The sequence below is a fragment of the Nitrospira sp. genome, from assembly GCA_030692565.1.
GTDB lineage: Bacteria > Nitrospirota > Nitrospiria > Nitrospirales > Nitrospiraceae > Nitrospira_D.
Genome location: JAUYAO010000056.1, coordinates 49313 through 73902, shown reverse-complemented (window position 1 = coordinate 73902; position 24590 = coordinate 49313). Strand labels below are relative to the sequence as shown.

At 57.0% G+C, this 24590-nt stretch carries 32 protein-coding genes and 1 tRNA gene; 12 read left to right on the top strand and 21 right to left on the bottom strand.

From position 1 onward, the window contains the following. The 5 genes from Q8N04_15700 to Q8N04_15680 form a co-directional block, all read right to left on the bottom strand. A partial coding sequence (locus Q8N04_15700; GenBank protein ID MDP3092118.1) for a hypothetical protein occupies positions 1–1824 on the bottom strand: 1824 nt, incomplete at its 3' end. 1 nt (position 1825) lies between these two features. After that, positions 1826–2761: a hypothetical protein gene (locus Q8N04_15695; GenBank protein ID MDP3092117.1), complete on the bottom strand. Its 936-nt coding sequence runs from the start codon at positions 2759–2761 to the stop codon at positions 1826–1828. An 89-nt stretch (positions 2762–2850) separates the two neighbouring features. After that, complete coding sequence (locus tag Q8N04_15690; protein MDP3092116.1) at positions 2851–5283, bottom strand: hypothetical protein; 2433 nt, start codon at positions 5281–5283, stop codon at positions 2851–2853. Then, positions 5283–6200 carry a hypothetical protein gene (locus Q8N04_15685; GenBank protein MDP3092115.1) on the bottom strand — a complete coding sequence of 306 codons (918 nt, stop codon included), beginning with the start codon at positions 6198–6200 and terminating at the stop codon, positions 5283–5285. The genes Q8N04_15690 and Q8N04_15685 overlap by 1 nt, the downstream gene beginning before the upstream one ends. Positions 6201–6266: 66 nt before the next feature. Further along, a complete protein-coding gene (locus Q8N04_15680; GenBank protein ID MDP3092114.1) occupies positions 6267–6935 on the bottom strand; it encodes a transposase in 669 nt (222 codons plus the stop codon). 519 nt (positions 6936–7454) lie between these two features. Between Q8N04_15680 and Q8N04_15675 the strand changes: the two genes are divergently transcribed. Further along, a complete protein-coding gene (locus Q8N04_15675) occupies positions 7455–7679 on the top strand; it encodes a type II toxin-antitoxin system HicB family antitoxin (GenBank protein MDP3092113.1) in 225 nt (74 codons plus the stop codon). Here the strand turns inward: Q8N04_15675 and Q8N04_15670 are convergent. Further along, entirely contained in the window at positions 7651–7818 is a 168-nt protein-coding gene (locus Q8N04_15670) for a hypothetical protein (protein MDP3092112.1), read from the bottom strand. The two genes, Q8N04_15675 and Q8N04_15670, sit on opposite strands and share 29 nt — an antisense overlap. Before the next feature lie 228 nt (positions 7819–8046). On the opposite strand from Q8N04_15670, the gene Q8N04_15665 reads away from it, so the two are divergent. The 4 genes from Q8N04_15665 to Q8N04_15650 all read left to right on the top strand — a co-directional run bounded on the left by Q8N04_15665 (position 8047) and on the right by Q8N04_15650 (position 9707). Next, positions 8047–8277 (top strand): hypothetical protein, encoded by a 231-nt coding sequence (locus Q8N04_15665; protein ID MDP3092111.1) that lies wholly within the window; start codon positions 8047–8049, stop codon positions 8275–8277. Continuing rightward, on the top strand, positions 8258–8788 hold the full coding sequence (locus Q8N04_15660) for a DUF6036 family nucleotidyltransferase (GenBank protein ID MDP3092110.1): 531 nt from the start codon (positions 8258–8260) through the stop codon (positions 8786–8788). The genes Q8N04_15665 and Q8N04_15660 overlap by 20 nt, the downstream gene beginning before the upstream one ends. A gap of 272 nt (positions 8789–9060) precedes the next feature. Next, a complete protein-coding gene (locus Q8N04_15655) occupies positions 9061–9276 on the top strand; it encodes a hypothetical protein (protein MDP3092109.1) in 216 nt (71 codons plus the stop codon). Then, the gene (locus Q8N04_15650; protein MDP3092108.1) at positions 9273–9707 is read left to right on the top strand and encodes a nucleotidyl transferase AbiEii/AbiGii toxin family protein; all 435 of its coding nucleotides are present in this window, start codon (positions 9273–9275) and stop codon (positions 9705–9707) included. The genes Q8N04_15655 and Q8N04_15650 overlap by 4 nt, the downstream gene beginning before the upstream one ends. Before the next feature lie 525 nt (positions 9708–10232). Here Q8N04_15650 and Q8N04_15645 read toward each other — a convergent pair. The 10 genes from Q8N04_15645 to ald form a co-directional block, all read right to left on the bottom strand. After that, complete coding sequence (locus Q8N04_15645) at positions 10233–11069, bottom strand: SPFH domain-containing protein (protein MDP3092107.1); 837 nt, start codon at positions 11067–11069, stop codon at positions 10233–10235. Positions 11070–11258: 189 nt separating this feature from the next. Beyond that, positions 11259–11651 carry a cytochrome c gene (locus tag Q8N04_15640; protein MDP3092106.1) on the bottom strand — a complete coding sequence of 131 codons (393 nt, stop codon included), beginning with the start codon at positions 11649–11651 and terminating at the stop codon, positions 11259–11261. 7 nt (positions 11652–11658) lie between these two features. Next, positions 11659–11826 carry a hypothetical protein gene (locus Q8N04_15635; GenBank protein ID MDP3092105.1) on the bottom strand — a complete coding sequence of 56 codons (168 nt, stop codon included), beginning with the start codon at positions 11824–11826 and terminating at the stop codon, positions 11659–11661. A gap of 23 nt (positions 11827–11849) precedes the next feature. After that, positions 11850–12605: a 7-cyano-7-deazaguanine synthase QueC gene (gene queC, locus Q8N04_15630; GenBank protein ID MDP3092104.1), complete on the bottom strand. Its 756-nt coding sequence runs from the start codon at positions 12603–12605 to the stop codon at positions 11850–11852. A 64-nt stretch (positions 12606–12669) separates the two neighbouring features. Next, a complete protein-coding gene (locus Q8N04_15625) occupies positions 12670–13230 on the bottom strand; it encodes a TraR/DksA family transcriptional regulator (protein MDP3092103.1) in 561 nt (186 codons plus the stop codon). Positions 13231–13333: 103 nt separating this feature from the next. After that, positions 13334–13849, bottom strand: a complete 516-nt coding sequence (locus Q8N04_15620) for an adenine phosphoribosyltransferase (protein MDP3092102.1) — start codon at positions 13847–13849, stop codon at positions 13334–13336. Positions 13850–13863: 14 nt separating this feature from the next. Continuing rightward, positions 13864–14787, bottom strand: coding sequence for a sigma-70 family RNA polymerase sigma factor (locus tag Q8N04_15615; protein ID MDP3092101.1), 924 nt, complete (start codon positions 14785–14787; stop codon positions 13864–13866). Positions 14788–14845: 58 nt separating this feature from the next. Then, complete coding sequence (locus Q8N04_15610) at positions 14846–15127, bottom strand: acylphosphatase (GenBank protein MDP3092100.1); 282 nt, start codon at positions 15125–15127, stop codon at positions 14846–14848. A gap of 428 nt (positions 15128–15555) precedes the next feature. After that, positions 15556–15632 (bottom strand) — tRNA-Pro (locus Q8N04_15605). A 35-nt stretch (positions 15633–15667) separates the two neighbouring features. After that, positions 15668–16771, bottom strand: coding sequence for an alanine dehydrogenase (ald, locus tag Q8N04_15600; protein ID MDP3092099.1), 1104 nt, complete (start codon positions 16769–16771; stop codon positions 15668–15670). A 213-nt stretch (positions 16772–16984) separates the two neighbouring features. Between ald and Q8N04_15595 the strand changes: the two genes are divergently transcribed. The 4 genes from Q8N04_15595 to Q8N04_15580 all read left to right on the top strand — a co-directional run bounded on the left by Q8N04_15595 (position 16985) and on the right by Q8N04_15580 (position 18453). Beyond that, positions 16985–17368: a hypothetical protein gene (locus Q8N04_15595; protein ID MDP3092098.1), complete on the top strand. Its 384-nt coding sequence runs from the start codon at positions 16985–16987 to the stop codon at positions 17366–17368. 10 nt (positions 17369–17378) lie between these two features. Continuing rightward, positions 17379–17729, top strand: coding sequence for a (2Fe-2S) ferredoxin domain-containing protein (locus Q8N04_15590; protein MDP3092097.1), 351 nt, complete (start codon positions 17379–17381; stop codon positions 17727–17729). A gap of 17 nt (positions 17730–17746) precedes the next feature. Continuing rightward, positions 17747–18160 (top strand): hypothetical protein, encoded by a 414-nt coding sequence (locus Q8N04_15585; protein MDP3092096.1) that lies wholly within the window; start codon positions 17747–17749, stop codon positions 18158–18160. 65 nt (positions 18161–18225) lie between these two features. Next, positions 18226–18453 carry a hypothetical protein gene (locus Q8N04_15580; protein MDP3092095.1) on the top strand — a complete coding sequence of 76 codons (228 nt, stop codon included), beginning with the start codon at positions 18226–18228 and terminating at the stop codon, positions 18451–18453. A 7-nt stretch (positions 18454–18460) separates the two neighbouring features. Here Q8N04_15580 and Q8N04_15575 read toward each other — a convergent pair whose 3' ends face one another. Continuing rightward, positions 18461–19450, bottom strand: coding sequence for a phytoene/squalene synthase family protein (locus Q8N04_15575; protein MDP3092094.1), 990 nt, complete (start codon positions 19448–19450; stop codon positions 18461–18463). Between the two features lie 61 nt (positions 19451–19511). Beyond that, on the bottom strand, positions 19512–19925 hold the full coding sequence (locus Q8N04_15570; GenBank protein ID MDP3092093.1) for a cupredoxin domain-containing protein: 414 nt from the start codon (positions 19923–19925) through the stop codon (positions 19512–19514). Positions 19926–20158: 233 nt separating this feature from the next. On the opposite strand from Q8N04_15570, the gene htpX reads away from it, so the two are divergent. Together htpX and Q8N04_15560 are read left to right on the top strand one after the other, a co-directional pair. Beyond that, the gene (gene htpX, locus Q8N04_15565; protein MDP3092092.1) at positions 20159–21079 is read left to right on the top strand and encodes a protease HtpX; all 921 of its coding nucleotides are present in this window, start codon (positions 20159–20161) and stop codon (positions 21077–21079) included. Between the two features lie 15 nt (positions 21080–21094). Next, positions 21095–21691, top strand: coding sequence for a glutathione peroxidase (locus Q8N04_15560; protein ID MDP3092091.1), 597 nt, complete (start codon positions 21095–21097; stop codon positions 21689–21691). Between the two features lie 5 nt (positions 21692–21696). On the opposite strand, the gene Q8N04_15555 is transcribed toward Q8N04_15560, so the two are convergent. Beyond that, on the bottom strand, positions 21697–21984 hold the full coding sequence (locus Q8N04_15555) for a hypothetical protein (protein MDP3092090.1): 288 nt from the start codon (positions 21982–21984) through the stop codon (positions 21697–21699). Positions 21985–22040: 56 nt separating this feature from the next. Beyond that, positions 22041–22574 (bottom strand): hypothetical protein, encoded by a 534-nt coding sequence (locus tag Q8N04_15550; GenBank protein ID MDP3092089.1) that lies wholly within the window; start codon positions 22572–22574, stop codon positions 22041–22043. A 264-nt stretch (positions 22575–22838) separates the two neighbouring features. Here Q8N04_15550 and Q8N04_15545 point away from each other — a divergent pair, with 264 nt between their 5' ends. Next, entirely contained in the window at positions 22839–24233 is a 1395-nt protein-coding gene (locus Q8N04_15545; GenBank protein MDP3092088.1) for an MFS transporter, read from the top strand. Here the strand turns inward: Q8N04_15545 and Q8N04_15540 are convergent. Then, complete coding sequence (locus Q8N04_15540) at positions 24230–24430, bottom strand: hypothetical protein (protein ID MDP3092087.1); 201 nt, start codon at positions 24428–24430, stop codon at positions 24230–24232. The genes Q8N04_15545 and Q8N04_15540 overlap by 4 nt on opposite strands. Between the last annotated feature and the right edge of the window lie 160 nt (positions 24431–24590).

Here is a 24590-nt window from a genome sequence, read left to right as displayed (position 1 = left end):
ATCACTCGCCACATCGATAAAGTAATTCCCTCGAGTGGATGTGTCGCGATCGAGCTGATTGAGCGCAAGTTTCTCCGCCAAGAACAATGCCCGGTCAGTGAGATACTGCGTGGTCAGCGTGCCCGTGCCATCGGTGGGATTTAAGAGATCGAGTGCACCCCCATTCGTATGGGACGCATAGAGAGCCGTATTGGATTCGGCGGTGGTGCCGATGACGGCAAAGGGATTCAGCGTTTTCAGCGCATAGCGGTATGCCAGCCCACGATCGGTCTGCTCTTGCGCGCGGGCTTGCACCACGTCGGCCGGGATCGCCAGCACCGGGCCGGGCGTGCCAAGACCAGGCACCGTCAACAACGGCTCGATGCGATAGGTCTGCCCCGCTAATGCCGTCTTCACTGCCGCCATGTTTGTGTAAAAGGTGTTGCGGTTGGCGAGATTGCCGAAACCGCCGGTCGCCGGGTCTGCGGGGGTCTCGCTCACGGGTTCTGGCAAAAAGAGTCTCCGTAACGCATCAACTGCATGTTCTAACGACTTGGCTTCTGCCGTTCCGGACGAGCCGACAGTGAAGCCAGTGGCGCGTTCATTTGAAGACGCGGACAAGACCGCTTCGATTTCCGGTTGCGTGAGCGTTGGGGCCACGATCTGAAACAGCTCCTGCGTGGCCAGCGAATCGACAAGCAGCGTGATGCTGTGGGTTGTCCCAAAATCACCATTTGCCCCGAAGAACCCACCGAAATTATCCAGATTAGGTTGGTCTTCAATAAAGATGCTGGTCTCCACCGCATGGTTACCGGAGTTCGCCACATATTCCGTGTCCCCGTGCGTCGCATGGCCGACGATTTGAGTAATGAGGCTGAAGGCCCCGTCCGTCCGCGCGATATCGCTAGCGGCACTCGATAACGGACCATACTGGGCAGAGACAACCTCCTTCGCCCAGAGATACCGCGCATCGTTGTACACACTCGCGGTATTCCCGGCGGCAAAGGGATTGAAGGTGGGATCGGCTTGCTGGGCATTTCTGGCCAGGATATAGCCAAATGGCAATTGGTCATCGGGCGGTCGTGGCGTCGGCAATCCCGCATCGGGATCAAGTAACACCTGAGTCAGCTTACTCACCATCTCACGCATGCGCTGCGCTTCGGCTGCCTCGTCTGACAAAGTCACATTGAACGTGCCGCGGCCAGGGCCATTAAAGGTATAGGTATGCCCGAACGAGAAAGGCGTGTTGGTCTCGAAGCCGTGCAGTTCCGTGAACACGGTGGCGAGGTGAGCCCCCAATGAATAGCCGGTGACGTTGAGGACCGCACCGGTCGGCAATAGGCTCTTCACCGTCGTTTGGTAATACTGCTCCATGGCCGCGAGCTGGCCAAAGGCGAAACCCTTGGTCACAATCTCGCCGTCTGCACCGGTGAGAGACAGGCCATTCGCGCCGTCGCGCTCATAGTCGCCACCGGCCACCTGGTTCTTGTATTCCGTACTCCGGAAAGACAGAGTGAAATTGTTGGTTAGTTGTCCGTTCTGATCCTTTTCACGTATCAGCGTAGCCGAAAACCCTGTCGCATCATTGGCATGGTGGTCGACGATGTCGGAGCGGGACACAAAAGCCTGGGCACTGCCCGTGACCTGCGAGGCATTCGCGAAACCTGCTAGGTCAACGAAACGCGTCGCGCCAGTAAACTGGCCAACAGGAATCACGTCAGCGTTGTTGTTTCCATTGGTAAGGACGTCGACGAGTGATCGTCCAGATAGGACTTGATCAAGATAGGATTCCGCCGCCATTTGCTGGAGTGCAAAATTGAGCCAGGTTTGAATGGGGGTGGCCATACTATTTCTCCTTTTTCTTCAGATCAGCGGCAGGCTTTAAGACGTCTCTAATAAACCAGTGGTCAGGTCTATCGCTCAGCTTGGGGCAGGTTTGACCTGCTAACCACCAAATTCCCGTAAGATTGCGCACTCCTCCAGTTCGCTTAAACCCTCGCCGAACTGCGAGGATTTCGTTAGTCTCCAAATTCAAGACGATCAGTTCACTGCCAGCGATTCCAAGGTCTCGATCATGTGGTCGTGTGATCCCGCGCCATGTAACTCCGTATTTACTGTTCAGTGACTGCGCTTCTTTTTCCGCCACAATGTACGGAACACGCACAAATCGCCCGTTAATTGCTGTTTGATAGTCCTTCCCCGGATGAGCGTTTTCATCTCGGTAGTAGCGTCGGTAGCTGCTGGCATCCTGCGATTTGGCAAGTGGCACCTCTAAAAACTGGTACTTGCCCAAGTGAGGTTGCACAAAATACTCTTCTGGACTGTGGTACTCACCGTGAACCTCGACATAAGGAGCCTCCAGGCCGTAGAGATGCTCCATCTCATAATCCGTGGCTCTCTTTCTCGGTCGCATCAAATGAAAACCTTCCACATTCTCCACCGTCTTGTAGATGAACTCTCCCGCTTCAGTCTTGCAGAGATGCTCGAAGTACTGTTCCGATGTCATCCCCGACTTGTAGCCGCTGTCTGTCGAGACAGGATTCGGAATCTTAATGGACTGGGCGAAGCGCCCTTCTTCGGTGGCGAGCGGATCGGCAGGTTGCATCTTGGGCAGAATGCAGCGCGAATCCGTCGCGATCAGTTTCTTGCTCTGGCAGAGCTCGGCCATTTCCTTCATCACTTTCTGAAACCGTTCTCCCGGTGTCTCAGCAAAACTCATACAGGCCGAGAGCAACCCTGGAAGGAGACCGACCAGTAAGACGGAGAGTAGTGGTTTCCTCATGCCGCCATCCTTTCTTGCCCTATCCTCAAAATGGAACTATTTCGGTATCCATACTTTACAAAAACCAGCGGACAATAGAACTGACCACATCACGATGTCAAGGCTAATTTCACGACATCTCTCTCAATCCGATCCGACTCGTCTCCCGCGTTGTAGAGGTAGGTGTCGAACCCCGCGCCGCCCTCCAGCAGATCGCCATCACCCATCCCACCGATCAGCACATCGTTGCCGAGTCCCCCGAGCAGATGATCCGTCCCGCCCTGGCCGTCCAGCCGGTTGATCCCACTGTTGCCGGTGATCTCGTTGTCCAGCTCGTTGCCGGTGCCGTTGAGATTGGCAGTGCCGGTGAGGGTCAGATGCTCGACGGTGGTACCGGCCAATGAGAAGGTCACCGAGCTTTCGACCGTATCGGTCGTTCCATGGTCGCCGACTTCGAGGACCTGATCGCCGAGATCGTCCACCAGATAGGTATCGTTGCCGGCTCCCTCAATCATGTTGTCGGCGCCGGCGCCGCCTTCCAACCGATCGCTGCCGCCGTTGCCTTCCAGATAATCCCGTCCTGCATTCCCGATGAGCACATCCACGCTGCCGCCGCCGTAGAGACGATCGTCCTTGCTCCCGCCCGTGAGCGTGTCGAGAGTATCGGAACCGAAGAGGAACTCGCGCTGCGCGAGGGCCAGCGTGAGGGGCGTCTTGATTTCGTAGGTGCTGGCGACATCCTGGAAGTGAATGCTGCGCGTCGTCGTATCCTGATCCAGCTGATTCAGGGCAATCTTCTCCGCCAAGAAGAGCGCCCGATCGGTCAGATATTGCGACGTAAGCGAGCCGGTCCCATCTGCCAGGTTGAATCGATCGAGTTGGCCCTGATCGTTATGTGATGCGTATAATGCCTCATTCGCCTGCGGGGTATTGGCCACAATTGCAAAGGGGTTCAGTTCTTTCAGCGCGTACCGATAGGCCAGGCCTTGATCGGTGTCGGTGTCCGCTGTACCGGACAGCACCGCCAGCGTGACACTCGGGTCTGTAAGGTTCTGAATATTGAACGTCACGTTCTGGCTTTGCTGGGCGATAACCGCAGCTTTCACTGCCGCCATGTTGGTGTAAAAGGTGTTGCGGTTGGCGAGATTGCCGAACCCGCCGGTCGCCGGGTCTGCGGTGGTCTCGCTCACGGGTCCTGGCAAAAAGAGTCTCCGTAACGCATCAACTGCATGTTCTAACGACTTGGCTTCTGCCGTTCCGGACGAGCCGACAGTGAAGCCAGTGGCTCGTTCATTTGAAGACGCGGACATGACGGCTTCGACTTCCGGTTGCGTGAGCGTCGGGGCCACGGTCTGAAACAGTTCCTGTGTGGCCAACGAATCCACAATCAGCGTGATGCTGTGGGTGGTCCCAAAATCGCCATTCGCGCCAAAGAATCCGCCAAAGCCATCGAGATTCGGTTGATCTTCAATGAAGACTCGGGTTTCGGCCGCATGGTTGCCGGAGTTCGCCACATATTCCGTGTCGCCTTGAGAGGCATGACCGACAATTTGGGTAATCAGACTGAAGGCGCCATCGGTGCGCGCGATGTCGGCGGCACCGCTGGAGAGTGGGCCGAATTGAGCGGAGACAACCTCCTTAGCCCAGAGATACCGCGCATCGTTGTACACACTGGCAGTGTTCCCGGCGGCAAATGGATTGAAGGTGGGATCGGCCTGCTGGGCGTTCTTGGCCAGAATATAGCCAAATGGTAGTTGGTCATCAGGGGGCCTCGGTGTCGACAACCCCGCATCGGGATTCAGCAACACCAGCGTCAGCTTGCTAATCATTTGCTGCATACGCTGTGCTTCGGCAGCCTCGTCTGACAAAGTCACATTGAACGTGCCGCGGCCGGGGCCATTAAAGGTATAGGTATGAATCACTTCCGCCGCATGCATCTCCGTAAACACCGTCGCGAGGTGCGCTCCGAGGGAATAGCCCGTCACATTAATCTTCCCGCCGTTGGCGAAGAAGGCCTGGAGCGTCGCATCGACACTGCCATCCGCTTTGAGCCCCTGCTTCAAATCATTGAAGTAGTCCTCCATCGCCGCCAATTGCCCCAATGCGAAACCCTTCGTGACGATTTCGCCGTCGGCGCCAGTCAGGAAGAGCCCGTTCGCCCCGTCGCGTTCATAGTCTCCGCCATCTACCTGGTTCTTGTATTCGGTGCTGCGAAAGGAGAGTGTGTATTCACCAGTCTGATTGTTCCTCATTAACGTTGCGGAAAATCCGGTAGCATCATTGGCATGATGGTCAACGATCTGATAGTGGGCGACAAAGGCTTGAGCGCTACCAATGATTTGACTAGCATTTGATAGACTCGTCAGATTCACGAAGCGAGTTGCGCCAGGATTTGGCGAACTCACTCCGGGCGCGTTGTTGCCCGCCACCAAGCGATCTATTACCGCTTGATTGTCTTGCCTGTTGATGCCGTCAAGATAACTTTCAGCCGCCATTTGCTGTAGAGCGAACTCGAGCCAAGTCGTGATGTTGGTCTGCGGCATTATTTCCCTCCTTCTGAGTTCGCGTTCTTTGGCTTTAGAGCCTTAACAATAAACCAATGGGCGAAATTGCCATCTTTGTTAAAGGCTTTTCCTTCGTACTTAGGGCATACATGACCGGTGAGCCACCATGTTCCGGTAAGATTTCTCACACCCTCACTACGAATGAACCCTCTGCGGACAGCCAACACTTCATTGTTCTGCAGATCCAGGATAATCATTTCTCCACCTGCAATACCCAGCTCTCGATCATACGGTCGGGTGATCCCGCGCCACGTGACGCCATACTTACTGCTTAGGACCTTTATCTCTTCTTCAATCATTGGGGACTTTTCCTGAGCATAACCTGAAAATCGTCTAAACTTTGCCCCTTCGATTTTCGGTTTTGCTCCAGAAAGCAACGGTGCTTCTAGATAGGAATAGGCAGCCCATGGTGGATTCACAAAGATGGTCGGAAGCCTTGATGCTTCCCAGTCGGTATACCCATATGGATCTTCAAGAGCATAGAGATGTTCTTGGTGGTAATCAGTTGCTTGTTCCCTCGGCCGCATGAAATAGAGCCCCTCCACATTCTCCACCGTCTTGTAGATGAACTCGCCCGCCTCCGTCTTGCAGAGATGGTCGAAGTATTGTTCCGGCGACATGCCGGGCTTGTAGCCACTGTCTTCAGGGACTGGATTGGGGATCTTGATCGAGTGGGCGAACCGACCTTCTTCGGTGGCTAACGGATCGGCAGGTTGCATCTTGGGCAGAATGCAGCGCGAATCCGTCGCGATCAGTTTCTTGCTCTGGCAGAGCTCGGCCATTTCCTTCATCACTTTCTGAAACCGTTCCCCTGGCGTCTCGGCAAAACTCACGCAGGCCGAGAGCAACCCTGGAAGGAGACCGATCAGCAAGACCAAGAGTAATGGTTTCCTCATGCCGCCATCCTTTCTCATCCCATCCTCAAAATGGAACTATTTCGGGAACAACGGAACGGGGACATTCTACGTTTCCACTAATTTCTGTGGGCGTCCGATCGGTCGGAGGCTCGCATCCAACCCCAACCGCTCCGCCGTCACCGCAGTCCATGCGTCCGATCCGAACGGGGCGTTGCGATTCACGCTCTGTCGGATCCGTTGGACGTCCCTCTCCTCCATCGACCCGTTCACCCACTCGAGCCACGACTCGGGCCGTACCACCGGTCCGGCTTCTACCCGAGGGCCTCGCACCGCTTCCCTCCAAACACGGGCACTCGACCACCGCCAGTGTTCGGCTCGCGACACGAGATGCGCCCGAACCGGATTGAGTTCGATATAGCGCAACACCGTCAGGAGATGATCGTCTTGCTCGATCGGAAACGCTTTGAACCGGCCCTGCCAGACATGGCCGCTCGAGTCGTGCCACCGGTGATACCGTCTGACATGCGCCGTCAACAACCACTGCATCCATCGACTCAGCTCTCCATCGTGGGAGGGCCAGAGCGCGAGATGAAAATGATTGGGCATGAGACAGTACGCCAGCACACGCATGGGAATACGTTGGGACGCCTGGCTCAGCAGATCCATAAACGCCTGGTAGTCCCCCTCCGCATGAAACACCTCGGACCGACCGTTACCCCGATTGATCACGTGGTAACAATAGTCTCCGACTGACGCACGCGCAGTCCGTGGCATAATTAAACCCCGCTTAGCGCCTCAGGCCGCTCGATAATGCAGAATGTCCCCGTTTTTCTCTCGTGATGTCTCGCGACGACAAACCGCACGCAGCCACCTTCACAATTCAGAAATACCACCATTTACATCTATTCCTAACCAAAACAGGCGCGACCTTATCGACTGTTCGGCTCCCTTGTCAACGGCGCATTTGACCCTATGGCAGAGCCGAAGAGATCTATTTCTTGCGGACTACCCCTTCAATGATGAGCCCCGTGCCTAAGCACTGACGTATCCGGCAGGCTCCCCCTGCCGAGAGCATTTCAGGCTTCACGCTTCAGATCTTCCCGCTCTTCTTTTCTTGTCTTTCCCTTTGCGGTTTTCTCCGCTGCCATTCTCGCCAATGTCGCACCTCGTGCTACGGAATGGCTTGCCTACGGTTCATGACATTCTTCGCATCCCAACTAGGCAGCACGGCCAAGATCGACTATATTGAGGTCCAATCAACGTCCTCCGCTCCATGGGAAAGGCTCGCACACGATGGGATCTCGAAGCTACACCGCGATTGTTGAAAAAGAAGGCAGCGGGTTTGTCTCGCTCTGCCTGGAACTTGACGTGGCGAGCCAGGGAGAGACGGTGGAGTCAGCCACCGCCAATCTCAAAGAGGCCGTGGAACTGTTTCTGGAGTGTGCCGATCCTGCTGAAATCGAACGTCGCCTTCACACGGAAGTCTTCGTCACCCGCTTTGAAGCGGCGCATGGGTAAACTCCGCATCCTCTCCGGACGAGACGCCTGTCGCATTCTCTAGCAACACGGATTCCATCTGGTCCGCCAACGCGGTAGCCACATGGTGATGCAACGGCATACCACCTCCGGCACGGTGACAGTGCCCGTTCCAGATCATGTCGAACTCCGTATCGGTACACTTCAATCGATTATTCGTCAGAGCGGAATTCCGCGTACGGCCTTCGAAGCGTAAGGCCCCTGCTACATTTTATTGGAGTTCTGCTACACTGCGCTTATGGAACCGTCCCCAACCACGCCCTCTACCGAGTCACCCCTGCGGCTCTTGCCGGCCTACTTGGGCACGTCTTCTATTGAGGACGCCCTTCGTACAGCCCGAGGTCGACGGGTGCTGTGGCTTGAAATTCTCGTGAATGATCGACTGGATCTTTCTCCCTGGCACTCTGATCCGGCGGTCCATGAGGCGTTCCTGACTGCGTGCCGATGGTATACCCAGTATCGCCGGCTGATTACGTTTGTCTTGAACCGCACGCCCCTCCCCTCCACTCCCGGTCCGATCGATTCGCGAGACTACCGGGCCTTCGCCGAGGCGCTGTATTTTGCCCACGCTCAACACTGACCAACTCATTGCGCTCTTAGCACGCTATGTCGCCGAGACCGGCACGACGCTCGACCTGCTTCTGGTTGGTGCTCTGGCACTGCCTGCCTATGGCATTCCCGATCGCGCAACTCGCGATGTGGATGCGGAAGTAGTGGGGCCACTCGACGGATTACTGAACTTTCTGACTGCCGCGCAGGTGCCGGCTGACCTGACGCAAAACTTTTCAGGCTGGTCGGTCGTGGCGATGCCTCCGGGCTACCGCGACCGGGCCACAGTTCTCGTCAATCGGCCTAATCTCCGGGTCAGCGTCCTTACGCCGATCGATTTCATTCTTGCAAAACTACGGCGCGGCACCGATGTAGATCTGGAAGACGCTTTGCTCGTCGCACGGCGGTACCAGATTACCGCTGATGACCTGCGCATTGCCGCACAAGCAGCACTCGCCGCCTCTCCTCAAGACACCGCGTTGTTTCTGTTCCGAAAAACCGTGGATCTGTTTTGCCAGAGCCTACCTCCCGCTGTTGAATAGCTTTGTCCACAAAGAGAAAGAAGAGCCTCACTCAAGGAAAACTCCCCATTTAGGACCAGGCAGCGCTGATGACGAGTGCCCTTGGCTGCAATCGCCTGGGCGACCATAGGGTGGCCCCCATGGCACAAGGTTATTGGCAATCACCGCGATCTAGCATACAATCTTCTACACATCTCTTCATGCGGCGGCTTATGATGCTCTGTGATCCAACCTCGCTCCTTCCTTTTGCCCGGAAGTATATTTGGTGGACCACCCCGGAGGTGGCCATCTCGATGCCACAGCGCGTAGCGGCCCAGGTCATGAACCTCGGTGACTATGATGATGTGTTAGCATTGGTGGCGCTGACAGGTGACGACTATCTCCGTGAGGTGTTACGCACGGCTGAAATCGGGCAATTCTCGGCACGCTCTTGGGCCTACTGGCACTACCGGCTTGGGCTGGCTCCTCCCAATCAGGTGCCGACGATGCCCGCGCGGGCCGTCGCATGATCGGCGCCTTTACGCCCCACTTAGAGATTTTACCCTCTGCACAACGCCTATTGTGGACTGAACTCCGTCCGGCGCCACGGATGGGGTTTGTGCTCTACGGCGGAACGGCGATTGCGTTGCGACTCGGGCACCGGGCGTCCGTCGATTTTGACTTCTTCACGGACCAGCCATTGAATCGGACCGCGCTCTCTTCGTCCTTTCCTTTTCTTCACCGAGCCACGCTCCTCCAAAACACACCTGACTCCCTGACGGTCCTTGTGCCTCCCAACACCTCGGATGATCAGCATGTGAAAGTCTCCTTCTTTGGTACGCTGTCATTTGGGCGGGTGGGTGAGCCGGACGTGACGGCTGATGGGATACTGCAAGTGGCAGCACTCGATGATTTGATGGCCACGAAACTGAAAGTGATCTTGCAGCGGATCGAGGCCTAAGACTATCAAGATATCGCCGCGCTGCTTCGTGCCGGAGTCAGCCTTTCCCACGGACTGGCCGGCGCACGCGCCCTGTACGGACCTGCGTTTCAGCCGAGCGAGAGCCTGAAAGCCCTTGTGTACTTTGAAGGCGGCGACCTTCACCGTCTGACCCAGGAAGAGCGTACGCTACTCATCGCGACGGCCAGTTCCGTTCGCGCCATGCCCTCGGTTGACATCAGAAGCCGTGCGCTGGCCTTCTCGCCTGCATCGTAATGGTCTGTACCCAGCTACGCCCCCCGGTCGTTCCCTCAAGGTTTTCTCACGGCACAATATGACTCGGCCTGTTCAGCCTACAAAAAAGGGGAGTCTCCCTGGCGGAAGACTCCCCTTTCCATATACATAAACCCTACAGACCGTACCGTTTCCCTCTCACGCTTAGGTTCTGTGACTCAAGCCTGTCCTGAAACCATTTCTTGCCCAGTCAGCGACACCTTCTGTGCGCGACCCACCGCCCTCCTCGTCCGAAGAAAACGCGTCAATCGACTACTGTCCCGATGCCAGCGGCGGCATGTTGATGCCGACGCGCTCTAAGCCCATGATGACGGTCAGGGCGGCGGGTGAGTGCTGCACGATTTCCTTCTGCACTTCGATGCGGCGCAGGTCGACAAATTCCGGCGCCGTCAGGCCGAGAGATTCACGATAGGCGCGATCCGCGATGCCGCGTTGCTTTTCGGCTTTCTCCCGGGACTCTTCCGCTTTTTGAAATTCCACCATCGTAATCTTGCGCTGTTCCTGGATAATGGTCTGCGTCGTCTGCTCCACCACGCCCTTGGGCGGCAGAATGCTCCCGACGACCACGCGATTGAGCCGAACCGGGATGCCCTGCTTCTCGATCAGCTTGGTCTGCACTTCTTTGGCGATCGCATCCTGCAACTTCTGCCTGGTGGTGGGATCGGTCGTCAGCTGGAAGAGGGGATACCTCTGCACTTCTTCGCGCACAAAGGTGCGAAAGGCTTCCTTCGCATTATTCGCATACCAATTGGGGCCGTACTTGCTGATCAGCTCCGGCGATTTCCCCTCGATGACATTCGCGATCAGGAACGCATCGAACGAGACCGGCGCATTTTCTGACGAGATAATATCGAAATGCTCGGAGTACTGAATCGGACGGATATCGACATCGACGACTTTCGTGGTGGGAGCCACGACCACGCGGCCCGTCTTGGTGGGCACCGGATCGACGCCGCCATGGCCGAAGAAAAACGGCTGTTCGACCAAGACCCCCTCATGCCCTGCCTCGATGGCCACGCACCCGGTCCCCAAGACCATCCATCCGAATGCCAGTACGATTCCACATAAACTGCTCGCGTCTCTCCTCATACGCCCCTCCTCGGTTAGCCCCGTCTCCATCGCAGACGGTGATGGGTGAATAGCCGGCGCCTATCAGCGGCGAACCAATCTCATGGCAATACCTTACGAAGCGCTTTGACGGATTGTCAAACCAGGGAAAGAGGCTACGTCACGAGTCGAGGAGAACTGACGACGGAAGAGGGGATGTCGCAAAAGCCGCTAGAAAATACCGGCTTGTTTCTGCAACCAGCGCACATACTTGATGATCTGATCGACATCGTCAGAAGTCACTCCGTCGATCTTGGGCATATTTCCGAATTCCCAGTGGTGAGCCTTCACCCCGTTCGCAGCCGCTCGCTGAAACGCGGCATCGCCATGATGGTTCGGTTCATAAATTTTATGGACCAGCGGGGGGCCCTGACTTGTCCCGACTCCACCGACCCCATGGCAGGCAGCACAGTTGGCTTTAAATTTACCCTCTCCCGGCTGCACGTCCGCGGGAACCACTGCATTCACCGCCGCCTTGGGTGCGGACTCGCCCTGACTGCAGGCCGGAGCGACACCCACAACACAGAAGAGGACCGCCATGCCGCACGCCCGTGAGATCTTCATCGACGACTTACTCCTTCGGAGTGGATTGATCGGGTGGCCGGGACGGCTGCCCGAATTGCTCTTGCAGCATCGCCTGCGTCTTCGCCAGCGTAATCCGACGATACACCCGTGCACCGACCGGGACGAGGACGATCAACCCGATGGTGAGATACATAAAAAATTCTTCAGGAGACATCACAACCCTCTTTCCGTTGGAGTCTACCGTACCGCATATGCGACCGGATCCTCAACTCCCGCCTGGGCAAATCCTTGTCGACGAATAAGACAGCTATCACAACGGCCACAGGCCAGCGATCCGATCGGATCATAGCAGCTATGCGTCAGCTGGAGCGGGGCCTGGAGTCTCAGGCCCAGTTGAATGATCTCCGACTTGGACAACGTCAACAATGGAGCACGGACTTCCAGGCGCGCCCCCTCGACCCCGCTCTTCGTGCCGGCCGCCACGGCCTGCTCGAATGCGCGGATGAATTCCGGACGGCAATCGGGATAGCCTGAGTAATCCAGCACATTGGCTCCGAAATAAATAGCCGATGCTCCCACGACTTCGGCATGGGCCGCAGCCAACGATAAAAAGATCAGGTTTCTGGCGGGGACATAGGTGACCGGAATGCCCTGCGCCCGCTCCTGCTCCCGACGATCCTTGGGAACGACCAGATTTCCGGTCAGCGCCGATCCCCCCAACGCGCGGAGATCCACCTCCACGACCAGATGGTTGTGGACGCCGAATGCGGCAGCCACCTGTTTGGCTTGCTCGATCTCAATGGCGTGTCGTTGACGATAGGCGACGGTCAGCAAAAAGAGCTCGTACCCCTCCTGCCTGGCCACGGCGACCGTGACCGTCGAATCCAGCCCCCCACTCAGGAGGACAACGGCACGGCGCTGGGATGTGGCATCATGCGGCATGACATGAATGGAGGGGAAACCAGAGATATCAGCCCCGGCATGAGGTTTCATGCAGCACCGCAAAGAAAGAGGGACGCGGCTCAGCACATGACGGGGCGCGGGAGGAAGAGGGCGATCAATCGCGATCTTCTTCCTTTTCAATCTTTTCCAACAACTCGGCTTTGGATTGACACTCGACACAGAGCTTGGCGAACGGCACGGCCTGAAGCCGCTTCTCGCTGATCTCGATTCCGCACTCGGCACACATGCCATAGGTGCCGTCACGCAAGCGATTGAGCGACTCATCGATGGCTTGCCGACGGCGATTGCGCATCTCCATGAGGGAGATGCCGAGTTCGCGATCAAGATCCATCAACGCCTGGTCACCGACATCTCGGGCCGACTCCAGTCGACGCTGCTGATCCTCGGTCAATGACTGCCCCAGGTTGCCTTCGATCTCGCGGATGATCTCCTGGCGCTTGCCCATCAACATCTGGTGCAATGTTTCTTGGCGGCGTTCACGGGCATCCCGGTCTTTCGCCGATTCTTTGGGACGCATCGCCTCAATAATAATCTGTGCAGGAGCCGCCTTTGCCGTCACGACGACAGATGGAGCAGCCTTCTTGGACTCAACCGCAGGGGCCGGCTTGGTCTTCTTTGCTTCCGTTTTCTTTTTCGCAGGCACTTTGGTCGCCATAGAATAATGCTCCTTGGGTAAAGAATCCCCCAAAAAAAGTCCGGCATCTATATCACGGCGTGTAGGCTTTGACAAGGGCTGGTGGTCACTAACCGGGAGGGCCCTAGGAATAGAGGATCGTCGAATGCACAGGATAGCCAGCGAGTTTGTCTCTTCCCTTAAGCCCCTTGAGCTCGACCAGAAAGTCGAGTCCCACGACTTCTCCTCCGAGTTGGCGGATCAGGCTGATTGTCGCCTCGGCCGTCCCTCCCGTGGCGAGGAGATCGTCTACGATCAAGACACGCTCTCCCGACCCGATGGCATCCCGATGGATCGCCAAGGTGTTCGATCCATATTCAAGGCTATACTTCACCTCGAAGCAATCGGCCGGCAATTTCCCCGGTTTGCGGACCGGCACAAACCCGGCCTTCAGCCGCTCCGCCAGCACGCCGCCGAAGATAAACCCGCGCGACTCGATGCCCACCACCTTATCGATCCGTGCATCTTGGTATCGTGCGGTGAGATCGTCGCTCAGCTTGCGAAACGCCGTTGCGTCCTTCAGCAATGTCGTAATGTCGTAAAAGAGAATACCGGGCTTGGGGAAATCCGGCACTTCGCGAATGAGGGCTTGATAGTTGATGGCGGTCTCCGGAACTAAAGCAGGTCGGCCTGCGTCATGGTCTTTCGCTCGATCGTGCCCCGAAGCCGGACTAAGGCCGTTGTTTCGATCTGGCGGACCCGCTCGCGGGTTAACCCCATCGCCCGGCCTATCTCTTCCAGTGTCTTCGACTCATCACCGTCGAGCCCAAACCGCGACACAATAACAGTTTGCTCTTTTTCAGGCAACTCCTTGACCCAACTCATCAGTTCTGTGCGACGCCGGATCCCATCCGCCGTGTCGTCCGGAGACATGCACATGGGATCTTCGATGACATCGCGCAGGAAGGTATCCGTGCGATCATTAATGGGGCTATCCAGCGAACAGGTCGTCCGGGTCAACTGCTTCAAGTCGAGGATCTCCTCCTCGTTGGTCTTCATCTTCTTCGCCACTTCGTGCGGCAGCGGTTCCCGGCCAAGCTCCTGCACCAGTTGCTCAACCTTCCCCATATACCGATTCAGCCGCTCGACCACATGGACCGGCAGACGCACCAGCTTGCCTTGATTGATGATGGCCCGTTCGATGTATTGGCGGATCCACCAGGATGCGTAGGTGCTGAAGCGGAACCCGCGCTTATAGTTGAACTTCTCGACCGCTTTGATCAGTCCAAGATTGCCTTCCTCGACGATATCCGAAAAAGGAAAGCCTCGATTGATGTAGCGCTTGCCGATACTGATCACTAAGCGAAGATTGGACTCGATCATGATCTGCCGGGCCTGCTCATCGCCGGCCTGCACTCGCTTCCCTAATTCCTGCTCCTGCTTGAAATTGAGCAGCGTCGAGCGACGCACTTCGCGCAGATAACTCTTGAGCGTGTCCAGTCCTTCAGACCGATTCGAGGATTTCTCCTCGCGGTCAGGCGGACCGTCCACTTCAATCCCCTCGATCTCGTCGGCCGACTGTCGTCGGGCTTCACTCATGTCCTGAAGCTCCTCGTCCTGTCGACTCATATCGGTCGGTATCCTTTGACTCGGTTCGCTAGTACCAGATTTGGAACTCGGTAAATCGTTCGGTTCCCGGATTCCATTCCACCGTCACCGCCGTGACGCGTGCGGCCGGAGGTCCAACGCCAAGCTCAGTGAGCAGCGCGTCGATCGTCTCGCGCGGCCCTTCGACATCCAACTCGACTCGACCATCGTCGAGGTTACGCACACCCCCGACCAGTTTGCGCTGCGCGGCCACTCGGGCAGCAAAGGCCCGGTATCCGACTCCCTGCACACGACCATTCACCACAATGTGAGCGCGCACCTGAGATGTCATACTCGAGTCAACCTTGCGAGCCCCAACAGATTGCGCAACACGGTGGAATACTCTCACACCTCCTCAGACCCGTCACGCGTTTTGCAAATCTACGCGAGCCTACGAACACACAACCAGAGCCGGCCCGTCGCGGATTCAGCCGCGCGCGGGAACATTGTGCCTGTGACTTCCGCGCAGACCACACGCGAAAAAATCGTGACGGTTGTGTGTCCGGCCCATCACGGTGATGCACCGATCAAGAGAAGCCGACTCGCACGACGTAATGGGTGAATTGAAAAGGAAGCTTGGGTAACCCGCCCGTCGCCTCGATGACGGAGGAGGCTCCGGGGTGGGAGAAAATCAACACCTAACTCTGCTGGAGGTCTTTATCCGCGTGCGTCAACTGCAATACATCGACAAAGAGCACGCGGGCCGAACGAAGTGCGGTTTGGTCGGGGCGAAAGGATTTGAACCTTCGACCCCTGCGTCCCGAACGCAGTGCGCTACCGGGCTGCGCTACGCCCCGACAAGGCGACTCATAAAAACGGGAACCGGATTGTCTTACAAGATGGGGGTAAAACGCAAGCCATGTGCTTCAGCAACTCCGGAACAGGTGACTTGGCCGTTTTTTAGGTTGACACCCTTGGCTAATCCTGGATCGGATTGAATGGCCCGCTCGACTCCTTCTGAGGCCAGGCGAAGGAGATACGGCAAGGTGGCATTCGTGAGCGCGAACGTGGATGTCCGTGGGACGATGCCCGGCATATTGGCCACACAGTAGTGCAACACGCCATCGACGAGATAGACGGGATCCGAATGTGTCGTGGCCTTGGTGGTCTCGAAACAACCGCCCTGATCCACTGAGACGTCCACCACGACCGCTCCCGGCTTCATGCGCGCCACCAAGGCCCGCGAAACCAGCTTGGGCGATTTAGCCCCCGGAACGAGCACCGCACCGATCACAAGATCCGCGTCGCGCACCGCCTGTTCGATAGCCGCTTCATTTACCGCACGCGTCACAATACGCCCCTGGTACAAGTCGTCCAGATAGCGTAGCCGGTCCACATCCAGATTAATCACCGTGATCTGGGCGCCCAATCCGACCGCGATCCGGGTCGCTGAAGCCCCGACCACGCCGGCTCCCAGCACCACAACGTTCCCAGGCTCAACTCCGGGTACGCCAGCCAACAATACCCCGCGCCCGCCCTGAAGCTTTTCCAAATAGTGGGCACCCACCTGAACCGACATGCGCCCGGCAATTTCGCTCATCGGCTTCAGCATCGGGAGGCTGCCATCGCGTGCCACAGTCGTTTCGTAGGCGATGGCGGTGATCTTCGTCTCCAAGAGAGTCTTCGTGAGTTCGGGAAGGGAGGCAAGATGCAGATAGGTAAACAGAACCTGCCCGGGACGAAACAACGAGCACTCGGACAAGAGCGGTTCCTTGACCTTGACGATCAGGTCCGCCTTCTCAAACACCTCTCCTTTGGATGAAGCGATCGTCGCACCGGCCCGTCGATACTCTTCATCGGTGAATCCACTCCCTGCCCCGGCCGACGGCTCCACCCAAATCGTGTGCCCAGCCTTGCGCAACGCCGACGCCCCATCCGGCGTCAGGCTGACGCGATATTCATGGTCTTTGATTTCTTTGGGAACACCGATAATCATAATAAATCCTCAACTGGTGGCCAGAGCGAACATGCCGCCATCATCTCATAAGCGTTCCAGGGTGCCAACCTCTGTCGTCAAGAGGACTCGCACTATCCTATATCTCTCATATGCACATGCACCTTCAATGCAACTGGACAGCCCAAAAACCCCTGGTGTAAGATGCGCGCGCCGTTGAATACTTTCCCGCTCATCTTATCGAGGAGGCACGCAATGGACCTGTCGACCGGATCGTGTCATGCCTGTCAGGCTTCTTCCGGGCCGGTGATTAAGTATTCACTGGGAAAAGACTTTTTCGGTCGCCCTTACGATCGGCTGTCGCCCTCTTCCGACCAAAGTCCGAAGTGGTATTGCGAATCCTGTTCCATGCACAAGACTTTGCAGCGAGACTTCCGCGATATCGGAACGGAGTACGACAAGCTCTCTGCCGCTCAATCCTCTGAACTGGCCAAGGGCGAAGAGTTTCGCCGCGCGTTCCTGCGACTGCGTGAAATCCGCACCATCCTGGACGCCCAGCCCGGCCAATCTCCGTTTCTCCATGTTGCAGAGGTCCAGTTGCTGATGGAACGACTCAACACCGCCACCATGCCCGTATAGGACACTACCGATGCCTGGATTCAAACGACATATTTTCGTCTGCACCAACCAGCGGTCCGCCGATGACCCCCGCGGCAGTTGCTCGAAGCTGGGTTCACAAGCGCTGCACGATATGTTTAAGCAGGAAACGAAACGGCTAGATTTGAAAAATACTGTCCGCGCAAACAAGGCCGGCTGCCTGGACCGTTGCGCCGAAGGGCCCAGCGTGGTGATCTATCCCGAAGGCGTCTGGTACACGGTCAAGTCGGAAGCCGACGTGAAAGAAATCATGGAGTGCCACGTGATGAAGGGCGACGTCGTCACCCGGCTACTCATGCCCGATCATCCGGCCCCGGCGAAACTCCCACCGTTGTCCCAATAAGACGGTACACGGATACTATGGCTGTCGAAGAAAAGTGGAAAGCCAACCAGGAAAAGGTGGCCTTCACCAAACAGTTTCCCGGGCTGACACTGGATTGGAAAGCCTGTGAAGGCAAAACCGTTCAAGCCGTGCTCTCTTTAACCGGGAAACAAGGCGCTGCGGTAGTCGTCTTCACCGACGGTTCTTTTACCATCGTGCCCCCGTTGGCGCCGGAAGCCTGGGAATTCGGACAGGCCCTGATTGATGCCCGCGCCCATCTTGAACCCAAACACCAGGCAGCCTATGCGGAGTTTGATCGTCTAGCTAAGAAAGATAAGGATGCCCTGAAGTCAGCCCGAGTGGAAAAGATCATCGGCGCGATCGAGAATAATCTCGAACAGATTCCCGAACTCAAAGATCGACTGAAAGCCCTCGTGAAGGAGTGGAAGTGAGCAGTCTTCCCGACAAAAACATGTTTGAGATCTTCTCCCAAGGTCTCTTTGAAGGAGTAAAGCCTATGATGGTCATTCGCGATCACCTGGTCCGCCATCCCGACCGCTGTCTGCACAACGGGATCTGCATCCCTATTTGCCCGACCAGCGCCTGGATCTCGACGCCTCCCTATAAGTTCGATCCCTCCCGCTGCCTGGAAAGCTGCCGTCTCTGCCTGGACGCCTGCCCGTCACAAGCGATCTTCGCGGTGTTCAAGAAGGGCGAAAAGCTCCTGGAGCCGCAGAAGAAGTAGAACCAGCCTAGGCGATCTGCTTCCTCAGTCTTCCCCAATAGGCCGTCCCGACATAACCGCAGGCACCGGTGAAGGTGGTCAGCGCCAGGATCTGATAGACCTTACTGCGCGGGATCTTCACTTTCACGGCGGGATTCAACAGATCCCGCGACTGCAACACCAGCTTGAGCGATTCGCCGGCTGACAGGATCGGCCACATGCAGGACAGCCGGAGCCGCATTTCGTGGCGCGGAATCGACATGGTATACATCCAGCCCTGATCGAGATGCTCCGTGGCCATGCGGATCAGCTTGCTCAAGACCGGCCGAAAGCGTGACAGATTGGCCTGGTTCAGCAGGTCGCGCGGCGTGAGCCCCGCCTCATCCAGCATCGTCTCCGGAATGTAGCAGCGCCCCTTCTGCAGATCGTGCGCGACATCTTTCACAATGTTCGTGAGCTGCAGTCCTTTCCCGAACCGCACGCCCACGTCAGACATGTGCTTCACATTCCATGAGGCCAACGCTTTTCGATGGGCGCACATGAGATCGGTCCAGAACTCGCCGACGCAACCGGCCACGTAATAGGTATACCGATCCAGATCGTCGAGCGTCTTCAACGCCGTCAGCTCGTCGGCCGACTGTCCGGAAAAGCGGCTGAGGTCCAACTCCATGCCCTGCGTCAGTGTCGTCATGAGCCGCTGTATACGACGGCGATCCTCCGGGGAACAGTCCTGGAAGAGTCGAAAACAGTCTTCCAGCCGTTCAAGCAGCACACGCTCGGACGAATCCTGCTGGAGCGGGCCCATCGCCTGCTGGATGTCACGAATCTGCGACCAGGAGATCTGGTCGCTCACAAACTGCGCTTTCAACTGACTGAGGAAGTCGAGACGCCGCGAACGATCAATCAGATCCGTATCGGCGATCGTGTCGGCGGCACGGGCAAACAAGTAGCCCAAGCCGACCTGATCCCGTACATCTGCCGGCACGACGACTAACGTCGTATAGAACAGGCGGGACACTTGCTTGAGCAGGTCGCGAAGCAGCCCAGTCTTGGAGGGATTCGTACTCGTGGAACAACCTCTACTTTACTTCGAACTTGCCTTCCATCCCCTTGTCGCGATGGCTGGGCAGGGGCCAGAGACGCTTGTCACAATAGATAGGAAACACGCCCGTCTGCGTCGGTGTGAATTTGACGACGACGGTCTTCCCTGCCGACACGTCCTGCTCGACAGAGAGCTCTTTGATAATAAAGTTATGCGGCGTAATGGTCGTAATACTCGTCAAGATCAATTCCACCGGCTTCCCCGATTCGACAATGACATGGTTGGGCGTATAGGAGTAGCTGTCGAGGGTGATCGTGGCGCGCTGAACCCCATCAGCCGCCAGAGGAACCACAAAGGGTGGAACCGGCTGGGCAATATCCGCAGCCTGGGCAACCGCAATCTGCAAGGCGATCATCAATCCAACCGCACCGATCAGCCTACACGCTCCCATGTGCACCTCCACGATGAGACCCTTCTAACAGGATCACGACGAAGGGGTCAACTTTCCCCCACACATTCAGAAGCTTCCGGTGTCTTGACCTTTGCCGATCGAGCCTTATATTCCATTCTCGGGACGCCACATACCGTCGCCTACATTTCGAACGAGCGGTTTGTGTATAATCAAAGCAACAAAATCACTCACCCCCTACCGGCGGCGAGTTTCTGTCCCCAAGGAGGATATCGATGAAGTGGCTTAAGGGCATTGGGCTCTTCTTAATTGCGAACTTCTTAATCTATCTGACGCTCTCGTTCACGGCCAACCTGCTGGTCAATACGGTGCTCCCGGCATTCGGCATCGATGTGCGCGGGGTGTTTAGCCAGCAACTGCTCGTCTGGTCGCTCGTGATCGGATTCGGCGGCGCGTTCATCAGTTTGGCCTTCTCGAAACAGATGGCCCGCGCGATGCTCGACTGCGAGCAGATCACCCAGCCCCGGACGCAGGCGGAGCATGTGATCTTTGGATCGGTCCAGGAGATTGCTCAACGGTTGGGGATTACCATGCCCGAAGTCTGGGTCTACAGCTCACCGGACCCCAATGCCTTTGCCACCGGTCCCAGTAAGAACAACTCCATGGTCGCTGTCTCCACCGGGCTGCTACAGAATTTGAAGGACACTGAAGTGAAGGCCGTGCTCGCCCATGAGATGGGACACGTCTATAACGGCGATATGTTCACAACCACGGTACTCGCCGGGCTCATGAACACCTTCGTGCACTACATCAGCAATTTCCTCTCCAGCATGGTGGGGCAACCCTCGGGGCAGGACCGGGAAGAAGGCAGCTCCGCAGGCAACCCGATTCTGGGCTTGGTGGTCTACATCGTCTTGCAAGTGGTGCTCTCGTTCCTCGCCATGATCGTCGTAAGCTGGCATTCACGCCGGCGTGAGTTTGCCGCCGATGCCTTTGCAGCCAAGGTCTATGGGAAAGACTCGATGATCGGGGCGTTGCGCGGCATCGATCGATGGGTCAGCCGCACGCAGTTTCAGCCCAGCGGCCAGGATGCGTTGGCCACGATGAAGATATCCGGAAACACCTCAGGATTCATGCATCTCCTCGCCACACACCCGCCGATCGAAGAGCGGGTCGCGGCACTAGAACAGCTCTAAAGGAAGAAGGAGCCCATGATGAACACATTCCTCACTGCAGCATCTCTAGCGACGCTCATGAGCGGGCTCTTCATGGCGGTCCCTGCTGTGCAAGCTGAACCGGAAGGACTACTGATGACGGCGAAAACGACCAGCCTCTATGACTTCACGATGGACGATATCGATGGGAAACCGGTCAACCTCGGACACTACAGAGGCAAGGCGCTTCTGGTCGTCAACACGGCCAGCTTCTGCGGCAATACCCCGCAGTACACAGAGCTTGAAGCCATCTATGAGCAATACCATGACAAGGGGTTTGAGATTCTGGCGTTTCCTGCCAACAATTTCGGCCAGCAGGAACCGGGAACAAACGCGGAGATCAAGGGCTTCTGCCTGACGAAGTACAGCGTCAGCTTTCCCCTCTTCAGCAAAATCAGCGTCAAGGGATCGGACAAGCACCCGCTCTATCAATACCTGACTGAAAAAAGTCCGTTCCCCGGCGAAGTGGAATGGAATTTCCAGAAGTACCTGGTCGATCGAAACGGCAATGTCGTGGCGCGCTTTCCGCACCGCATGAAGCCGTCATCGCCTGAAATCGTCAAAGAAGTAGAACGGGTACTCGCAACCAAGTAGTCGCATCACGCTCTGCGATAGAACGTGATGTGCTGCCGATACTCCTGTATCGCGGCTTCGAGTGACGCCTTGCCCAGGGGAATGTTCGCCTCCAGCGTATCTTCGATGGCGTTATCATCGATCTCGACATCGTAGCGATCCTGAATATTGGTCCGTACAGGCCCTCCCAACGTAATATCCCGCGGCATGAAGATCTCTTTCCAGACTTCCTTTTCGACCAGACAGACATCCCGAAATCGCTCATAGAGCAAGGTCAGTTTCTCTAGATCAGACACCTTCACGCGTTCTCCCATCGTGGCCTGTACTCCTTCGTAGTCTCGAAATGAAATCGTGTGAGAATCGGTATCGCTCAGCGCGCCGACGGAGGGGAAGGGAGCATCTTGTCGGTAATCGTAAACCGCAACGTCCCCACCTGATTGACCGCATGAAAGGACTGTTGCCCATGCGGAGCGATATACAACTTGACCACATAGCTCCCCATCGGCCAGCGTTCGCCCGGTCGCTTCAACTCAAGAAACCCATACCGTTCATAGCCAGGCAGTTCCAGAATATCCTGCCCAAACGGCTTGGCCGGCAGGGTACCGCCCTCCCCCTCCAAGAACCACTGCGCACTAAACTGTGTGGGGTCTTCCAAGGGAGCCGATTCAAACACAATGTAGACCGCCGCGGCATCCGGCGGGAACACCGAGGTGGGATCCACAGGCTTCAATCGTGGGTCCTGCGTGTACCAGCCCTTTCGGCCGAACGTATCCCACTCGACTTCGTACCCCCTGGCCATCTTGATCCAGGTAAACAGCGACTGAGGAATTCCGGCTTTCTGATCGTCGAACGAGGGGCTTTGCGTTGATCCAAACTCCGTCGTTTCCTGTTCCTTTTGAGGCATCAAGTCTTTCCCGTTTGCCGGAGAGATCCAGAGGCCCAGGACCAAGAGGCAGCATCCCACAGGAGATGACGTCACCAAGGTACGCCATCGGTTCTCACAAACTCTGAGCCAGAGACTTCCCATTGTCCTCATCCTCGTACTCATGGTATCGGGACTCAGCAACAGGGGTCAACCATCCGCTCGCCTCGACCGATGAGGAGATTGGTTGGTCGCGTCCTGTGATAGAGTGCCGTGACGGTCCTACTTCCTTGTGAACATAACCGAATGAATTCAGCCATCCCCGCTGCCTCGACTCAGGAATCAGCCGAAACAGCCGCCGCGCATGATTCAGGCCGGCGGTTTGGTCTGCGCGACGGCATCTTTCAGGCCACGACACAGGGGGCCGGCGAGCAATATCTTTCGGCCTTTGCCCTCATGCTCCACGCCACCCCGTTTCAGTTGAGCCTGCTCTCCGCGCTCCCGCAGCTGCTCGGCACCTGGGCCCAATTCGTGTCCGTGAAAGTGTCGCATTGGTTTCCCCATCGCAAGACCCACGTACTCTGGGGCATCATCGGCCAGTCTATCGCCTGGCTGCCCATCCTGGCACTTCCGCTCCTCTTCCCCCAATGGGGGCCATGGCTGCTCGTCGCCGGATCGGCTCTCTACTTTGGGGCGACCCATTTCACCTCCCCTGCCTGGACAAGCCTGATCACCGATCTACTCAGCGCCAACGAGCGAGGCGCCTATTTTGCCCGGCGCTCGCGACTCATGGCCATCACGAGTTTTGCAGCGCTTTGCTTAGGCGGCGCACTCCTCAGTCTCTTCGAACACTATGACCGCCTCTGGGTCGGATTCATCCTGCTCTTCCTGATCGCAGGAGTGTTCCGCAGCCTATCCGCGCTCTCGCTGGCCAAGGTCACCGATCTCCAGATCCAACACGAAGAACCGGCAAGCCGTGGATTTCTTGCCTTTCTCCGCACCGGCACCTCGAGAGACTTCCGCCACTTCCTTCTCTTTTCAGGCCTGATGCACCTCGCCGTGTTGATCTCCGGTCCGTTCTTCGTGATCTATATGCTGCAGGACTTGCATCTCTCGTACTGGGCCTACGGTACCTGGGCCGCTGCCGCCATTGTCGGCCAGTTTGTGACCCTCCCAGGCTGGGGCGAATTCGGAGACCGTTTTGGGAACAAGGCGCTGCTCACCTTTACAGGATTGCTCGTGGCGTTTCTCCCCATGCTGTATCTGATCAGCACGACGTGGCTGTTTCTGGTGCTCGTGAATTTTTTGGGAGGGGTGGTCTGGGCGGGATTGTCGCTCGGGCTGAGCAACTACGTCTTCGACGCCGTGCGTCCGGCGGATCGGGCAAAAGCGGTGGCTGTCTCAAGCACCGTGAATGCGATCGGATGGGCCATGGGCACGCTTGTCGGCAGTTGGCTCATCGGCACCGTGCCGGGGGATCTCCGATTCGGAACTCTTCACATTGATCCTGTATCGAATCTCCCGTTCATCTTCTTCATCTCAGGAAGCCTGCGACTCATCATCTCTCTGGCCTTGCTCCGAACATTTCACGAACCCCGGCGAGTCGAACAGCGAACCTCGGCGCGATTATTTCTGGAACTCCCGCTGATCAAACCCCTGGGCGCGCTGCTCCTTCGACTGCCGGAGCAATCCTCTCGCTAACGGGGCATCGCGGGATCGGCCGAGCGTCCCTGCTCTTCCAGCTTCAATTTCTCAAAGGCCTTGTCGGCATGACCGCGCACCTGCTCCGGCGTCATCGTAGACGTCGACTTCGGAGCCTCGCTCGCACAACCGCCAAGACTCAGAAGCATACTCGCCATCACCGCTCCGACTCCCGTCACTCGAACGCGATTCCTCATAACCTCCCCTTTCCTCTCGCCTATCCGACCACCTCGCTCCGGTTGCTTTCCATGTCATGCATCATACGCTTTCATGTCATCCAACGCCACGACACCCCCTTCGTTGACTCGCTCATGGGGCCAGAGTATTCTGAATCGCTGAAACTGATTCCAATGAACG

Excerpts from the sequence above, each read along its gene's own strand:
- Q8N04_15695 (MDP3092117.1), bottom strand. The coding sequence starts at position 2,761 with ATGAGGAAACCACTACTCTCCGTCTTACTGGTCGGTCTCCTTCCAGGG.
- Q8N04_15690 (MDP3092116.1), bottom strand. The coding sequence starts at position 5,283 with ATGCCGCAGACCAACATCACGACTTGGCTCGAGTTCGCTCTACAGCAA.
- Q8N04_15685 (MDP3092115.1), bottom strand. The coding sequence starts at position 6,200 with ATGAGGAAACCATTACTCTTGGTCTTGCTGATCGGTCTCCTTCCAGGG.
- Q8N04_15680 (MDP3092114.1), bottom strand. The coding sequence starts at position 6,935 with ATGCCACGGACTGCGCGTGCGTCAGTCGGAGACTATTGTTACCACGTG.
- Q8N04_15675 (MDP3092113.1), top strand. The coding sequence starts at position 7,455 with ATGGGATCTCGAAGCTACACCGCGATTGTTGAAAAAGAAGGCAGCGGG.
- Q8N04_15670 (MDP3092112.1), bottom strand. The coding sequence starts at position 7,818 with ATGATCTGGAACGGGCACTGTCACCGTGCCGGAGGTGGTATGCCGTTG.
- Q8N04_15655 (MDP3092109.1), top strand. The coding sequence starts at position 9,061 with ATGCCACAGCGCGTAGCGGCCCAGGTCATGAACCTCGGTGACTATGAT.
- Q8N04_15650 (MDP3092108.1), top strand. The coding sequence starts at position 9,273 with ATGATCGGCGCCTTTACGCCCCACTTAGAGATTTTACCCTCTGCACAA.
- Q8N04_15645 (MDP3092107.1), bottom strand. The coding sequence starts at position 11,069 with ATGAGGAGAGACGCGAGCAGTTTATGTGGAATCGTACTGGCATTCGGA.
- Q8N04_15640 (MDP3092106.1), bottom strand. The coding sequence starts at position 11,651 with ATGAAGATCTCACGGGCGTGCGGCATGGCGGTCCTCTTCTGTGTTGTG.
- Q8N04_15635 (MDP3092105.1), bottom strand. The coding sequence starts at position 11,826 with ATGTCTCCTGAAGAATTTTTTATGTATCTCACCATCGGGTTGATCGTC.
- queC (MDP3092104.1), bottom strand. The coding sequence starts at position 12,605 with ATGAAACCTCATGCCGGGGCTGATATCTCTGGTTTCCCCTCCATTCAT.
- Q8N04_15625 (MDP3092103.1), bottom strand. The coding sequence starts at position 13,230 with ATGGCGACCAAAGTGCCTGCGAAAAAGAAAACGGAAGCAAAGAAGACC.
- Q8N04_15615 (MDP3092101.1), bottom strand. The coding sequence starts at position 14,787 with ATGAGTGAAGCCCGACGACAGTCGGCCGACGAGATCGAGGGGATTGAA.
- Q8N04_15610 (MDP3092100.1), bottom strand. The coding sequence starts at position 15,127 with ATGACATCTCAGGTGCGCGCTCACATTGTGGTGAATGGTCGTGTGCAG.
- ald (MDP3092099.1), bottom strand. The coding sequence starts at position 16,771 with ATGATTATCGGTGTTCCCAAAGAAATCAAAGACCATGAATATCGCGTC.
- Q8N04_15595 (MDP3092098.1), top strand. The coding sequence starts at position 16,985 with ATGGACCTGTCGACCGGATCGTGTCATGCCTGTCAGGCTTCTTCCGGG.
- Q8N04_15590 (MDP3092097.1), top strand. The coding sequence starts at position 17,379 with ATGCCTGGATTCAAACGACATATTTTCGTCTGCACCAACCAGCGGTCC.
- Q8N04_15585 (MDP3092096.1), top strand. The coding sequence starts at position 17,747 with ATGGCTGTCGAAGAAAAGTGGAAAGCCAACCAGGAAAAGGTGGCCTTC.
- Q8N04_15580 (MDP3092095.1), top strand. The coding sequence starts at position 18,226 with ATGATGGTCATTCGCGATCACCTGGTCCGCCATCCCGACCGCTGTCTG.
- Q8N04_15570 (MDP3092093.1), bottom strand. The coding sequence starts at position 19,925 with ATGGGAGCGTGTAGGCTGATCGGTGCGGTTGGATTGATGATCGCCTTG.
- htpX (MDP3092092.1), top strand. The coding sequence starts at position 20,159 with ATGAAGTGGCTTAAGGGCATTGGGCTCTTCTTAATTGCGAACTTCTTA.
- Q8N04_15560 (MDP3092091.1), top strand. The coding sequence starts at position 21,095 with ATGATGAACACATTCCTCACTGCAGCATCTCTAGCGACGCTCATGAGC.
- Q8N04_15555 (MDP3092090.1), bottom strand. The coding sequence starts at position 21,984 with ATGGGAGAACGCGTGAAGGTGTCTGATCTAGAGAAACTGACCTTGCTC.
- Q8N04_15550 (MDP3092089.1), bottom strand. The coding sequence starts at position 22,574 with ATGCCTCAAAAGGAACAGGAAACGACGGAGTTTGGATCAACGCAAAGC.
- Q8N04_15545 (MDP3092088.1), top strand. The coding sequence starts at position 22,839 with ATGAATTCAGCCATCCCCGCTGCCTCGACTCAGGAATCAGCCGAAACA.
- Q8N04_15540 (MDP3092087.1), bottom strand. The coding sequence starts at position 24,430 with ATGAGGAATCGCGTTCGAGTGACGGGAGTCGGAGCGGTGATGGCGAGT.